This is a genomic window from Selenomonas sp. KH1T6 (genome assembly GCF_900108415.1).
Lineage (GTDB): Bacteria > Bacillota > Negativicutes > Selenomonadales > Selenomonadaceae > Selenomonas_B > Selenomonas_B ruminantium_A.
Window position 1 is genome coordinate 12300 of the sequence record NZ_FNWN01000018.1, and the last position, 12580, is coordinate 24879.

The 12580-nt window shown below is 51.7% G+C and carries 14 protein-coding genes and 1 pseudogene; 9 read left to right on the plus strand and 6 right to left on the minus strand.

Annotation, left to right across the window (positions count from 1 at the left end):
• Window positions 1–215: 215 nt before the first annotated feature.
• A complete protein-coding gene (locus BLW59_RS10975) occupies window positions 216–599 on the plus strand; it encodes a PTS EIIA protein (RefSeq protein WP_074697822.1) in 384 nt (127 codons plus the stop codon).
• Between the two features lie 83 nt (window positions 600–682).
• Here BLW59_RS10975 and bioB read toward each other — a convergent pair whose 3' ends face one another.
• The 4 genes from bioB to bioA form a co-directional block, all read right to left on the minus strand.
• Window positions 683–1669, minus strand: a complete 987-nt coding sequence (gene bioB, locus BLW59_RS10980; RefSeq protein WP_074697823.1) for a biotin synthase BioB — start codon at window positions 1667–1669, stop codon at window positions 683–685.
• Window positions 1670–1694: 25 nt separating this feature from the next.
• A complete protein-coding gene (bioD, locus tag BLW59_RS10985; RefSeq protein ID WP_074697824.1) occupies window positions 1695–2381 on the minus strand; it encodes a dethiobiotin synthase in 687 nt (228 codons plus the stop codon).
• Entirely contained in the window at window positions 2378–2968 is a 591-nt protein-coding gene (locus BLW59_RS10990; protein WP_074697825.1) for a biotin transporter BioY, read from the minus strand. The genes bioD and BLW59_RS10990 overlap by 4 nt, the downstream gene beginning before the upstream one ends.
• A gap of 74 nt (window positions 2969–3042) precedes the next feature.
• Entirely contained in the window at window positions 3043–4245 is a 1203-nt protein-coding gene (bioA, locus tag BLW59_RS10995; protein ID WP_074697826.1) for an adenosylmethionine--8-amino-7-oxononanoate transaminase, read from the minus strand.
• Between the two features lie 220 nt (window positions 4246–4465).
• Between bioA and BLW59_RS11000 the strand changes: the two genes are divergently transcribed.
• The gene (locus BLW59_RS11000) at window positions 4466–4834 is read left to right on the plus strand and encodes a heavy-metal-associated domain-containing protein (RefSeq protein WP_074697827.1); all 369 of its coding nucleotides are present in this window, start codon (window positions 4466–4468) and stop codon (window positions 4832–4834) included.
• Between the two features lie 97 nt (window positions 4835–4931).
• On the opposite strand, the gene BLW59_RS11005 is transcribed toward BLW59_RS11000, so the two are convergent.
• Window positions 4932–5717, minus strand: a complete 786-nt coding sequence (locus tag BLW59_RS11005; protein WP_074697828.1) for a DUF134 domain-containing protein — start codon at window positions 5715–5717, stop codon at window positions 4932–4934.
• Window positions 5718–6072: 355 nt separating this feature from the next.
• Between BLW59_RS11005 and BLW59_RS11010 the strand changes: the two genes are divergently transcribed.
• The 7 genes and pseudogenes from BLW59_RS11010 (at window position 6073) to BLW59_RS11035 (ending at window position 11489) form a co-directional block, all read left to right on the plus strand.
• A complete protein-coding gene (locus BLW59_RS11010) occupies window positions 6073–6693 on the plus strand; it encodes a helix-turn-helix transcriptional regulator (RefSeq protein ID WP_074697829.1) in 621 nt (206 codons plus the stop codon).
• Between the two features lie 106 nt (window positions 6694–6799).
• On the plus strand, window positions 6800–7189 hold the full coding sequence (locus BLW59_RS11015) for a RidA family protein (RefSeq protein ID WP_074697830.1): 390 nt from the start codon (window positions 6800–6802) through the stop codon (window positions 7187–7189).
• Between the two features lie 110 nt (window positions 7190–7299).
• A complete protein-coding gene (locus BLW59_RS11020) occupies window positions 7300–8343 on the plus strand; it encodes a threonine synthase (RefSeq protein ID WP_318258518.1) in 1044 nt (347 codons plus the stop codon).
• A 126-nt stretch (window positions 8344–8469) separates the two neighbouring features.
• On the plus strand, window positions 8470–8628 hold the full coding sequence (locus BLW59_RS17770; protein WP_175463414.1) for a hypothetical protein: 159 nt from the start codon (window positions 8470–8472) through the stop codon (window positions 8626–8628).
• Between the two features lie 53 nt (window positions 8629–8681).
• Window positions 8682–9664, plus strand: a pseudogene (locus tag BLW59_RS11025) (YeiH family protein).
• A gap of 405 nt (window positions 9665–10069) precedes the next feature.
• Window positions 10070–10333, plus strand: coding sequence for a hypothetical protein (locus BLW59_RS11030; protein WP_074697832.1), 264 nt, complete (start codon window positions 10070–10072; stop codon window positions 10331–10333).
• Window positions 10334–10400: 67 nt separating this feature from the next.
• Complete coding sequence (locus tag BLW59_RS11035) at window positions 10401–11489, plus strand: haloacid dehalogenase-like hydrolase (RefSeq protein ID WP_074697833.1); 1089 nt, start codon at window positions 10401–10403, stop codon at window positions 11487–11489.
• Between the two features lie 118 nt (window positions 11490–11607).
• Here BLW59_RS11035 and BLW59_RS11040 read toward each other — a convergent pair whose 3' ends face one another.
• Window positions 11608–12483 (minus strand): MurR/RpiR family transcriptional regulator, encoded by an 876-nt coding sequence (locus tag BLW59_RS11040; RefSeq protein ID WP_074697834.1) that lies wholly within the window; start codon window positions 12481–12483, stop codon window positions 11608–11610.
• Window positions 12484–12580: the final 97 nt, after the last annotated feature.

Here is a 12580-nt window from a genome sequence, read left to right on the forward strand (position 1 = left end):
AAAAGAACAGATTTTGTTATGTTTTCTTGTTATATTTACATATTTTACCTGTAAAAGATAACAAAACAACCGTTTTTCTGAGCCGAAATAACAAAATCTGTTCTTTTTCCCTTGTGACGGCTTTTCCTCCCTGTTAGAATACAGGTAAAGACAGCATCCGGATGCAGGAAACTTTGATAATGAAACAACTTTGAAACTTTGAAAGGACGATTTCTATGAAGACCATTATCGTATCAAACGGTTCTCTTGCTGCTGTTCTGAAAGAAGCGCTGGGGGAGTATGTGGGCAGACCCACCTGCGAGGCCTTCTGCTTCCAGCACCCCACTCATTTGCAGACCTCTGAATTGCTGAAGGAATACCTCAAAGCCTGCGAGGAGCAGAATCCAAGCGAGGTCTATCTGGTGCTGGCCGATAGCTTCGGCTCTACGGCCTACAACGAGACCAGGCTGCAGCTTGAGCGCCTGGGCATAAGCGAACGCGCCACTGTCTACACAGGCGTGAGCCTCCCCATGCTGGTGCAGCTTTATGACGAGGATGAAGCCGCCGGTGACCTGGAGGCGTGGAAGCAGCTCCAGGACCTGCTGCGGCAGGCAGCCTGATGGAAATATTGGCGTGTGTGAAAAAGCAGCCCATAGGCCGGGATAACACCTGGACTATGAGCTGCTTTTTAGTTGAAAATCTATTATACCTGGTCCATTTGCACATCATTGGTCAGCCCCAGGCGCCTCAGCATTTCCCTGTCCTCTTTGATGGTGGTGCCAGAGGTGGTCAGCATATTGCCTGTGATGGAGGCTGAGGCTCCGTGCAGGAAAGCCGTGGCGCCATTTTCAGGCAGGAGTTTCCTGCCTGCGGCCAGGCGGATATTGGCAGTGGGATTGATAAGGCGGAAGATGGCAATGGTACGCAGGATTTCATCGCCGGCAAGGGGCTGCCGCTCTGCCAGGGGCGTGCCCGGGATGGGCATCAGGGCGTTGATGGGAATGGACTCGATGCCCAGAGCCTGCAGTTCAAAGGCCATATCCAGCCTGTCCTGCCAGTTTTCCCCCATGCCGATGATGCCGCCGGAGCAGACGCAAAGCCCTTCCTCCTGGGCAATCCTGATAGTCCTGATGCGGTCTTCGTAGGTGTGGGTAGTGCAGATATGGGGGAAGAAGCGGCGGGAGGTTTCGATATTATGATGGTAGCTGGTGACGCCGGCTTTCCTCAGACGGCGGAACTGCTCCCTGCCGATGATGCCATGGGAGGCGCAGAGATCAATAGAAAGGGTGTCCCTCATTTTTTCATAAGCCGCAATGGCCAGATCGAACTCTTTGCCCTGCAAGGCTCTGCCGGAGGTGACGATGGCAAAGCGGTTCACCCCGGCCCTTTGGTTGGCCCGGGCATTTTCTAAGATTTTCTCCGTTGGCAAAAAAGCATATTCCTCAATGCCCGTATGGTGGCAGGCGGCCTGGGCGCAGTATTTGCAGTCCTCGCTGCACCTGCCGCTGCGTCCGTTCAGGATGGTGCACAGATCCACATGATTGCCGCAGAAAGCACCCTGCACTTCACTGGCTGCTGCCTGAAGCTCCTCCAGGGGAGCCTCAGGCAGCAGGGAAAGGTCGTCCTCAGGCTTCAGTCTTGCGCCCTCGATTATTTCTTTGGCCAAAGCGGAAAGGTTAGTTATTTTCATGGATATGCACCTCGTATAGATTCAGTCAGTCGAAAAGCGCTGCAAGTTTTTCTGCCTCAAGGCCGGGAAGCGCCCTGTCTCCCCGGGCGACGCAGGCAAGCACTGGCAGGCCGGTCATTTCCTCGCACATTCGCCGGTTGTCCTCCTCCATCACATCACCTGCATGGAAATTGTTGAAGATGATGCCTTTCAGGGGCAGATTTCGCTGCTTCATGTATTCGCAAGTCAGCACTACCCCATTGATGGTGCCAAGGCCTGCGTCAGCCACCATCACGCTGGGCAGGCCAAGACGGCGGACAACATCTTCCAGCTGTATGTGTTCCTCATCATAGCCAAGGGGGCAGGTAATGCCGCCGCTGCCTTCCACCACCACGTAATCGTATTCGCGGCTGACCTTTTGAAAGGTCTTTTCCACCACCTCCATGGAGACGGGATTACCTTCCAGGCGGGAGGCCAGGTGGGGGGATACGGCGTGTTCGTAGACGTAGGGACACATGCTTTCAAGGCTCTGGGAAAGATGGGCAAACTCCTTGACAAACAGGGCATCGCCAGGAATCAGAGTGCCGTCCGGGCGGCGCTGGCTGCCGCTCATGGCCGCCTTGTAATAGGCAGCCTTCAGGCCGGCTTCCTGAAGAGTCTTGGCAATAAGCCCCGCCACATAGGTCTTGCCAATCTCCGTCCCCGTGGCCGTGACGAAAAGATTCCGGCTCATGCGCATACCTCCTTGTGCTCGGCCTCAGCCCTGGCTTCTTCTACCCAGACACCGCTTTGCCAGCAGCGCAGGCCGACGGCCGCCGCAGCCAGGCATAGGAGGAAATCCGGCACCGCCTGCAGGATGCCGCAGTAAAGGATGGCTGTCCAAAGGGGGATGGGGGCGTCTGCCAAAAAATTGGAGGCCAGATAGAACCAGCTGATGCCAATCAGATAGACGATGGCCATGCCGCCTAAATTCGCTGCCAGCAGGCTGCGGAAGGAAATATCATGGGAGCGGCGGCTATAGAAGCCACAGAACCAGGCCTGCAGGATAAAGGCCAGCAGGTAGCCAAAAGTTGGCTGCAGGAGATAGGCCGGGCCTCCGCCTGAGGCAAAGACCGGCACCCCCACCAGCCCCAGCAGGACATAAGAGCCTACGGCAATTGCTCCCAGACGGGCCCCCAGCACCAGCCCTGCCAGCAGTGTGAACATGAATTGCAGGGTATAGACATCCGTACCCACCGGGATGCGGATAAAGGTGCCAACGGTGATAAGGGCGATGAACAGGCCGCATAAGACGATTTCACGAACAGTAAGATGCTTCATTTCTTGTCTCCTTGTTAACTATGGTGTATTATTAGGTTGACTGTCGTGGTGGAATGATCCCCTGAAAAGCCCTGTCAGCCTCTCCTGAACCATTCCTTCATGACAGAGAAGATGTGAATCAACTCTTCATCTGTGAGTATGTATGGTACCATGGCATAGAGATACGTCAGGAAGGGGCGGGCAAAGACGCCTCGTTCATAAGCGAATTGCTGGTAGCCTGCCAGGAGCTTGGCGTCATAGACCTCGATGCAGGCGCAGCCCCCCATGATGCGCACTTCCCGGATGCGGGGGTCAGTGAAGCCGCCCAATTCCCGCCGGGCAACCTCCTCTATATGGGCAACCCTGGCAGGGACATTCAGCTGGTCAAAAAGTTCAATGGAGGCTTTGGCCGCCGCACAGGCCAGGGCATTGCCCATAAAGGTCGGCCCGTGCATAAGGGCTTTTTCCGGCGCCTCATCGTAAAAGGCGTCAAAGACTTTCTTGTTTGCCACGGTCACCGCATGGCCGATATGGCCGCCGGTAAGACCCTTGCCCAGCACCAGGATATCCGGCAGGACCACATCAGCCACAAAGCGGTGGCCGGTGCGGCCGAAGCCTGTGGCCACCTCATCGAAGATGAGCAGCACGCCGTATTCATCGCAAAGCTCCCGGGCCCGCTGCAGGAAGGCTATGTCATACATGCGCATGCCGCCGGCTCCCTGCAGCAGGGGCTCCACTATAAAGCAGTTCAGCTCCTCATGGCAGCGCGCGAAGACGTCCTCCAGGGCAGGGATCTCCGTGGGAATATGCCTGACATAGGGATTCTCGCCATAGACCTGCAAGATGAAATGATAGTCTTCATCATCACCTGCGGCCATGGTCTTGAAAGTATCGCCGTGGTAAGCATGCTCCAGGGCAAGTATGGTCTTGCGCCCGGTCTCACCGCGGTTCACATAATATTGCAGAGCCATCTTCAGAGCCACTTCCACGGCCACGCTGCCGGAATCTGAGAAGAAACAGTAATCCAGATCCCCAGGCAGCCAGGAGGCAAGCTTCTCCGACAATTCCTCCACGGGCTTATGCGTAAGTCCCCCCAGCATCACATGGGAGAACTTTTCTGCCTGTTTGCAGATAGCTGCCGTAATCTGAGGCTGACGGTAGCCGTAGATCACGCTCCACCAGGAGGAGATGGAATCCAGCAGCTTCGCATCTTTGGTATAAAGATACGGTCCTTCTGCATCGACAATCTCATAAGGGGCTTTCATGGTCTTCATCTGTTCATAGGGATACCATATCATAGTGACGTCCTCCCTTGGGTCTGGGTATGTTTCTGCATATTGATTACTTCCTTTACAAAAGATTACGTTATACACAATACTCCTCTCATTTTCTATTGTCAACTCTTTTGAAATATATGGTTTACCGAAATCAAAGCAAAATGGCCGGACGCTATTGACAAGGCTTCTCAAGGAGATTATATTGAGTCTATGTGATAATAATAATCAATGGAGGTTGGACATGAATACTGCAACATTTATAGTGGGACTGGTGCTGGCCATTGCCCTTGGCTTTGCGTTGAAAGGTGTCATCAAGCATTGGCGGGGAGAAGGCGGCTGCTGCGGTGGCGGCGAAATAGCAGCTCCCCCCAAAAAGGAACTGCAGGGCAAGGTTATTGGCGAGAAAATCATCAAGGTCAATGGCATGATGTGCGGAAATTGCAAAATCCGCGTGGAAGAAATGCTCAATGCCATCAATGGTGCTGCCGCTGAGGTGAACCTTCACCGCCATGAGGCCCGCCTAACCATGACCAGGGAAGTGACTGATGAAGAGATTTTTGCGGCAATGAAGGATGGGGAGTATGAGATAGTGGGGATAGAAAGCAGATAAGCAGCATAGCAAGGGGCTGTTGCACGTAATCAAAACGTGCAACAGCCCCTCTGCTAGTTACCGTGTATTTGATTGCCTGGTCCTTCAAAGTTGTTGCTTAGTGGTGTCCGCCATGACCATGGCCGCAGCCGTGGCCATGCATGTGCATATGGCCATGCCCGTGACCGCCGCAACCGTGACTGCCACAGGTGTGGCCCTCGCCGTGGTCGTGGTGGTCGCAGCGCACAGCCGGGTCATAGGCCAGCTTGCCCGCCAGGAAGTCATTTACGGCTGCATCAGCATCGCCCTGTACGCCGCCGTAAAGGGTTATGCCCGCACTGGCCAGTGCATTCTGGGCACCGGCGCCGATGCCGCCGCAGATCAGGGTGTCGATATCCTCCTCCTGCAGGAGGGTGGCCAGGGCGCCGTGGCCTGCGCCATTGCTGTCAAGCACGTGGGATTCCTTGATGGCGCCGTCTTCGATGGTATAAACCTTGAACTGGCCGGTGTGGCCGAAGTGCTGGAAAATCTGTCCGTTATCATAGGTGACTGCAAGTTTCATGCTTCCGCTTCCTTTCTGTAATGAACGACTGAGGGGAGGGGCCTGGGAGCAGCCACGGCACAGCTCAAAGCTCCCCCCCTGGATAAGCAGGGGCCTGGCCTCCACCAGGCAGCCGGCAATGCGCTTGCGGGCTGTGACGTAGAGGGCCTGCACCGTGGTGCGGGCCACCCCCATGACCCGGGCACATTCTTCCTGGGTCATACCCTCGTAATCCATCAGCCGGAGGCACTCATATTCCTCCAGGGTGATGGCAACAGGCGGATTGGCGTCTGCTCCTTCGGGGACGAAGCGCGAAACAGCGGGCAGAGCATGGATGCGCTTTACTTTTGTGGGCCTGCTCATAAAAGCCTCCTTTTCGACATATGTCATAATATTATTATAGCCTTTTTCTGTCATATGTCAAAATAAAGATAATAACTGCCAAAACTGAGATTTTATGAATGTCTTTGTCTTTTGGGAATATATATAACTCGGAAGAAGATGTCCCCCACCTCTATAGGTGGGGGGGCTAATGTCATAACAGGCGGTGAGCTAATATCTCCCGCCTCGTGCGACGCGAAGCTAGTCCCTGTGGGAAAAGGCCAATTGGAGATTTTGCCTTCGGCAAAATTTGAACAATGTCCTTATAAAAAAATATATGTATTGATATATCATATAAAATATTATACAATACAATCAACGCAAAGGAGGTGCGGAGATGAACCCTATATTGAAGGCCTACATACCCGTGGCAGATATGCTGGCGGCTACTTTTGGTGAGGAATGTGAGGTGGTGCTTCATGACCTTTCTGACCCAGAGCATAGTGTAGTCTACGTGGCAAATGGTACAGTGACAGGCAGGGAAGTCGGTCAGGGCTTTGAGCATTTCGTGAAGAATGCCATGGAAAAAGGGGCTGATAGCGATTTTGTGGCTAACGATTTCTTTCACAAAAAAGGTAAGCTGATTCGCACTTCCTCGTCGCTGATACGTGATGGAGAGGGAAATTTGGTGGGGGCCTTGTGTATCAATCTTGATATGACTCGCATGCAACAACAGGCAGAATACCTGAAGAATTTCCTGCCCCAGCTTCAGCCTGTCATCCAGACTGAGGGTAGAGGACGTCGGGTGGAGGAAATGGTACTATCCCTGATTGACAATATCCTGTCCGGTTCGGATGTGACATCTCTTTCCAGGGAGGAACGCATAGAAAAAATCCGCTTTATGGAAAGCCGGGGGATCTTCCAGCTTAAGGGAAGCATTGACCAAGTGGCAGAGCGACTGGGAGTGAACCGGGTGACAGTTTACAGCTATCTTGATGAAGTGCGTGGCAAGCGCTGATAAGGGGGGACTATTCCCCAAGGACACCAGAGGTGTCCTAAAATTTTACTCATTTCATATATTTTTTTATATAAAATATAAATATATATAAGGAGGGACGATTTTCATGAAAATGGTACATCCCGCAGATATCAAGGCCAATGGTCATTATTCTCCCGGCGTGTACGCCAGAGGTCTCCTTTTCATTTCCGGTCAGCTCCCTATAGATGCTGTCACGGGTAAACTGGTGGAGGGAGATGCAGCATTGCAGGCTCGTCAGTCTCTGCAGAACCTTGACAAGGTACTGATGGGAGCAGGGCTTGCTCGTGACAGGGTGGTTTCAGTACATATATATGTATCGGATATAAAGTGCTGGGATAAAGTTGACAAGGTCTATGCTGAATTCTTTGGCAATCATAAGCCAGCCAGAGTGGTGGTGCCGACAGGAAAAATGCATTACGGAGCTTTGGTGGAAATAGAGGCAGTAGCAGAGGAACGCGGCTTGATAGCAGACTGAAAAGGAAAAGAAATTCGTAAAGTCGAATTATATGTGCCAGAAGGGAGACGAGGATAATGAAATTTGTTTGTGCAAAATGCGGACATGCTGAGGAAGTAAACACCAAAAAAATGAAGTGTGATTGCGGAGGCCTGTGGAAAATTGAGTGTCAGGTGCCGAAGTATGATCCTGCTCTGATAGATAAAAATACCTGGAGCTTGTTTCGCTATAGGAAATTCATGCCCCTGGCAGATGAAACCTGGCGGCAGGTCACTTTGGGCGAGGGCATGACCCCTATCATCCCCTATGATAAGCATACACTGTTCAAGATGGATTATTTTATGCCTACGCTTTCTTTTAAGGACAGGGGAGCAGCGGTGCTTGTTTCCTATATCAAGTCTTTGGGCATAAAGTCAGTGGTGCAGGACAGCAGTGGCAATGCGGGCAACAGCGTGGCTGCATATTGCAACAGGGTGGGAATTGAGTGCGAGATTTTTGTGCCAGAGGGCACCTCGGATAAAAAAATCCGCATGATTGAGGCCCATGGGGCTAAAGCTAACATAGTACCGGGCAGCCGTGACCACTGTGCCGAGGTTTGTTGGGAAAAGGTGGAACGTGAAGGAGTGTACTATGCCAACCATGTGTACAATCCCTTTTTCTACGAAGGCACCAAGACTTATATCTATGAGACTTATGAGCAGTTGGGACGCATGCCTGAGCATATTTTTGTTCCTCTGGGCAATGGCACCCTTTTCATCGGTGTTATGAAAGGTCTGGAAGAGTTGTTGGCAAGCGGTGTTATAGAACGTATGCCGCAAGTGATAATCGTGCAGAGCGAGTTCTGTCAGCCTTTTGTGAAGGCCATGGAAAACGGAGACAAGGATATTACAGCAGCGCCTGTTGCACCTACCATGGCGGAGGGCATAGCCATTGGTCTGCCCCTACGTAGTGCGGAAATACTTGAGTATATCTACAGGCATAAGGTTCGGGGAATTACTATTCCCGAGGACAGGATTCTCGCCGCCAGAGAAAAGATTGCTCGCCGGGGCATTTACTGTGAACATACTACCGCTGCCGTCTATGCAGGATATGAGCACTATTGCGAGAAATACGGTCAACCCCAAGAGGCCTTGATCTCCATGTGCGGAGCGGGATTGAAGTCAGACCATGACTGATTCAGATTTATGATGAAGATGCCAGTGAACTGGAGGCGTTGAAGCAACTCCAGAACATGCTGCGGCAGGCGGCCTGATGGAAATATAACGCCTTGCTATCATGATTCATAAAGGGAACTTTTCTGCATGTTCATGGCAGATTTCCATAAACATCTTCAGGGTGGGAGTGAGGTGTTTGTTGGTGTGGTAGACCAGGCGAAAGTTTCGTTTGAATTGTATATGGGGGACGGTGAGCCTTATGAGGCTGCCGTCCTCGATTCCTCTTCCCAAAACTTGCAGGATTAAACGTGAAATGCTAAGATAGCCCTTGTCAATAGATATTGCAAGGGGGAACCTTTATGAAGAAAGAACATCTCCGGGGCATTTTCTTTGCCCTGGTTTTTGCGGTGCCGGCCTGGCTGTTGGGGCAGGAGTTTCCCATTGTGGGCGGGCCGGTGTTTGGTATTTTGCTGGGCATGATTTTTGCTGGGCTGCGCCGTCCCCAGGCGGTGGAGGCGGGCATTGCCTTCACGGGGAAGAAAATCCTCCAGTACGCCATCATCCTGCTGGGCTTTGAAATGAATCTGTTCCATGTGCTGGAGGTGGGCTCCCAGTCCCTGTCAGGATGATATTCACCTTGCTCACCGCCTTTGCCGTGGCCCTTTCCGTGGGAAAACTGCTGAATCTGGAGCGCAGCACTACCACCCTCATCGGCGCAGGTACGGCTATCTGCGGCGGCTCGGCCATTGCGGCAGTGGCGCCGGTTATCGGGGCCAAGGACAAGGACATCGCCTTTTCCATTTCCACCATCTTCCTGTTCAATGTGCTGGCGGTGTTCATCTTCCCCTTTCTGGGGCATCTGATGAATATGTCGGACTTCGGCTTCGGCATGTGGGCCGGTACGGCGGTGAATGATACGTCCTCCGTAGTGGCGGCAGGCTATTCCTACAGCGAGGAAGCAGGCGGCTTTGCCACCATCGTGAAGCTGACCCGCGCCCTGATGATCGTGCCCGTATGCCTCATCTTTGCCTTGCTCATGGCCAGGGAAAAGGCAGGCCAGGGACAGGGCTTCAAATTGGGGAAGATTTTCCCCTGGTTCATCCTCTGGTTCGTGGTGGCTTCCATCGTGAATACCACAGGGGTACTGCCTTCAGAGCTTGCCCATGCCCTGGGCAGCCTGGGCAAGTTCGCCATCGTGCTGGCCATGTGCGCCATCGGCCTCAATACCCGGCTGATGGAACTCGTGCGCCACGGCCTGGCCCCTATCGCCCTGGGCTTCTGCTGCTGGGCGGCAGTGGCCTGCATGTCTCTTTTGGTACAGTATGTGACGGGAATATTATAAAGGCGGATATTTATCCTACAAAATGGAGCTGTCAGGAGATTTCATCTGTTTGCTGGGATTTGATATGTTTATTAAGCATACGCGGTATTTTATGGATAATGAAGCTGGAAATAAACACAATATTATCGACACGATTCGAGTTATGGAGCTTCTGCCCTTCTGATAGGTTGTTTGGATGGCTACATATTGGTTTTCCGTAGAAAAAAGACCTGATATGCTCCCCCTATGATGACAGTTTTATTTTTCACTGTCTCTCATAGGGGGAGTATATCATTTTGCTGTAGGCTTGGTCCTTAGCTCGTTTTGAAAGAATATGATGCGAGTACTTACAAAAAGGAATAGGGTAACTCTGAAGCGAATTATGTCAATGGAACTTATGATGACCATGCACATAGAGGCGCAGACATGGCAAGAGAAATCCTGCTGAGAAATGCCTTGGCCGATCCAAAGGAAATTGATTGCATTTGCTCGGCTATATACCATCATGATGATAAACTGCTGACAGATGAGCCATTTGATGAAGTGCTGAAGGATGCAGATGTCATGCATCACACCTTCGATGATCTCACGAACTATTACAACATGAAGAAATGGCCCTCGCCGATTCGGTGGGGGCTTTTACTGTTCTATGGCAGGAAAAAGGGGGGCTTAGAAGGAATAGGGGAGTAGGAGTGGATGTGCTGGATGGAACGCCAGTGCTGGATTTGAAGGTGCAGAAGGAAAGGGAGGATTAAACATGAGACACGGAAGAATCTGCGTTACGCTGATGGCAGCTGCTGTTGGTCTTGGATGTCTACTATGGCAGCCCCAGGGAGAAGCGGCTAGCCGTGCCGAAATCGCAGCGATAAACGTTGTGGATGCCAGTGACTTCAAGTATTGGAATGAGGATTCGCCCACTAAGGCGAAGATTGTTAAATTCGTAGAAGAGGCCACAAATCCTATCAGCAAGAACTTCATCCCTCCAGCCTATCGTATTGCCACTTTTGATATGGATGGTACATTTTACTGCGAAACTGCACCACTGTATTTCCAGGAAGTCATGTTCCTCCATCGTGTCCTTGAAGATAATTCGTATACCCCGCCCAAGGATTTGTTAGCTCTAGCAAAAAAGATTAAGCCTAAAGTGTACAATAAGGAAAAACTCACACCTGCGGAGGATAAACTGTATTTTAAAGGACTGACCAAGGCCTATGAGGGCATGACACCTGAAGAATACAGGAAGTATGTTCGCGAGTTCATGGAGACCAATGAAACAGGCTTATCAAATCTCAAACGTGGCGAGGCTTTTTATCTGCCCATGGTAGAGATTATTTCTTATTTGGCGAACAATGGCTTTGCCGTGTATATAGATTCGGCTTGTGGATACCTCACCACGCGGGAATTAGTGGAAGGCGTTATACCTATTCAACCAGACCGAATTATTGCTTCAGACTTTGTGTTTACCTCTACGAAAATGGGCAAAGATAAGGCCGGTAATCACTTCTTTGACCGACATCAGGAGAAGATAGTCATTTCAGGCAAACCTCTCGTTGATAATGCCAAGACTATGAAGATATTCTCACTGCTGAACCAAATTGGCAAGAAGCCGGTTTTGTCGTTTGGAAATTCAATGGGTGACAGTGGTATGTTGGAATACACCTTGCAAGATAATCCCTATAACAGCGAGGCATTCTTCGTGCTCTGTGACGATACGGAGCGCGAGTTGGGAAATACAGAAAAATCCAGCAAGCTGAAAGAGTTTGCTATTGAGCGTGGTTGGAATACTATCTCGATGAAGGACGAGTTCAAGACTATTTATGGAGAAAAGGTTGAAAGGACAAGATAATCCGGCTCACCGCCTTTGCCGTGGCCCTCTCCGCAGGTGACAGGGATATTGTAAGCTGCATGAAAAACAAAAGGGGATGTGCATAAGTGAAATTACACTCATGCACATCCCTTTGCTTTCACGAGGTGAAGACATGGGTCCCTTTGGTGAAGCTTTCAAAAAGCTCCAACTGTCTCACGGAAGTCTCGGGGGAGAGCTTGGCCACCTTTTTGGCGATGGCTTCCGCCACGTAAAGGGCGGGGGTCATGTGGTCCACGTAAGTGCGGTACTCTATATCCACGCCTATGGAAATCTCGGACAGCTCCGTGATCCTGTTGGCGGGAATGGAGGTGACGCAGACCAGGGGGACGCCTTTCTCGTGGAAGAACTGGGCCAGGGCATAGGACATGGCTGGGAAGCGGGGAAAGGTGAAGATGAGGGCCGCGTCCTCCGACCACCCTTCCTCGGGCAGCAGGGGAAAGAGGGAGTTGCCCCAGCCACTGATGCGGAACACGTTGCGCCTGATGCGGGAAAGAAAATAGGACATATATTCCGCCAGGAAGGCGGAGGCCTGGAAGCCTACTATATAGACGTTCCTGGCCCGGGAAAGCAGTTCCGCCGCCTGCAGCACCTGCGCTTCGTCAATGGACTTTTCTGCCTTGTGTAGAGAATCTATGCAGGGCTGGAAAAAGCCGCCCTTCTTCCCCTGTTTCTCCTCCGTTCCGTTCTCACCGGCCTCGTCCGCGGAAAGGAACATATCCACCGTGTTGATCTCCCGCTGCAGGATGCGGTGCAGCGCTGATTGGAGCCCCGGGAAGCCGTCGTAGCCCAGCTCCTCGGCAAAGCGTATCACTGTGGAGCCGCTCACCCCCGCCATACGGGCCAGCTTGGTGGAGTTCTGGAAGGCTGCCGTCTTGTAATTTGCCAGGATGAAATCAGCCAGCTTCTGCTGCTTGGCAGAGAGGCTTTCCCTGCGCTCTCCTATCCTGACCAGGACGTCGTCGTTTTTTTGCATGGGATGCTCCTTTCCTGATGATGAGGTTTCCTTTGATAATCAATTATAGTGAATAATTTTATTCAATTCAAGCAAAAAAATTTCATAAGCAGACTCC

Excerpts from the sequence above, each read along its gene's own strand:
- BLW59_RS10975 (WP_074697822.1), top strand. The coding sequence starts at position 216 with ATGAAGACCATTATCGTATCAAACGGTTCTCTTGCTGCTGTTCTGAAA.
- BLW59_RS11015 (WP_074697830.1), top strand. The coding sequence starts at position 6,800 with ATGAAAATGGTACATCCCGCAGATATCAAGGCCAATGGTCATTATTCT.
- BLW59_RS11035 (WP_074697833.1), top strand. The coding sequence starts at position 10,401 with ATGAGACACGGAAGAATCTGCGTTACGCTGATGGCAGCTGCTGTTGGT.
- bioB (WP_074697823.1), bottom strand. The coding sequence starts at position 1,669 with ATGAAAATAACTAACCTTTCCGCTTTGGCCAAAGAAATAATCGAGGGC.
- BLW59_RS11040 (WP_074697834.1), bottom strand. The coding sequence starts at position 12,483 with ATGCAAAAAAACGACGACGTCCTGGTCAGGATAGGAGAGCGCAGGGAA.
- bioA (WP_074697826.1), bottom strand. The coding sequence starts at position 4,245 with ATGATATGGTATCCCTATGAACAGATGAAGACCATGAAAGCCCCTTAT.
- BLW59_RS11000 (WP_074697827.1), top strand. The coding sequence starts at position 4,466 with ATGAATACTGCAACATTTATAGTGGGACTGGTGCTGGCCATTGCCCTT.
- BLW59_RS11010 (WP_074697829.1), top strand. The coding sequence starts at position 6,073 with ATGAACCCTATATTGAAGGCCTACATACCCGTGGCAGATATGCTGGCG.
- BLW59_RS11030 (WP_074697832.1), top strand. The coding sequence starts at position 10,070 with ATGGCAAGAGAAATCCTGCTGAGAAATGCCTTGGCCGATCCAAAGGAA.
- BLW59_RS11020 (WP_318258518.1), top strand. The coding sequence starts at position 7,300 with ATGAAGTGTGATTGCGGAGGCCTGTGGAAAATTGAGTGTCAGGTGCCG.
- BLW59_RS17770 (WP_175463414.1), top strand. The coding sequence starts at position 8,470 with ATGTTCATGGCAGATTTCCATAAACATCTTCAGGGTGGGAGTGAGGTG.
- bioD (WP_074697824.1), bottom strand. The coding sequence starts at position 2,381 with ATGAGCCGGAATCTTTTCGTCACGGCCACGGGGACGGAGATTGGCAAG.
- BLW59_RS10990 (WP_074697825.1), bottom strand. The coding sequence starts at position 2,968 with ATGAAGCATCTTACTGTTCGTGAAATCGTCTTATGCGGCCTGTTCATC.
- BLW59_RS11005 (WP_074697828.1), bottom strand. The coding sequence starts at position 5,717 with ATGAGCAGGCCCACAAAAGTAAAGCGCATCCATGCTCTGCCCGCTGTT.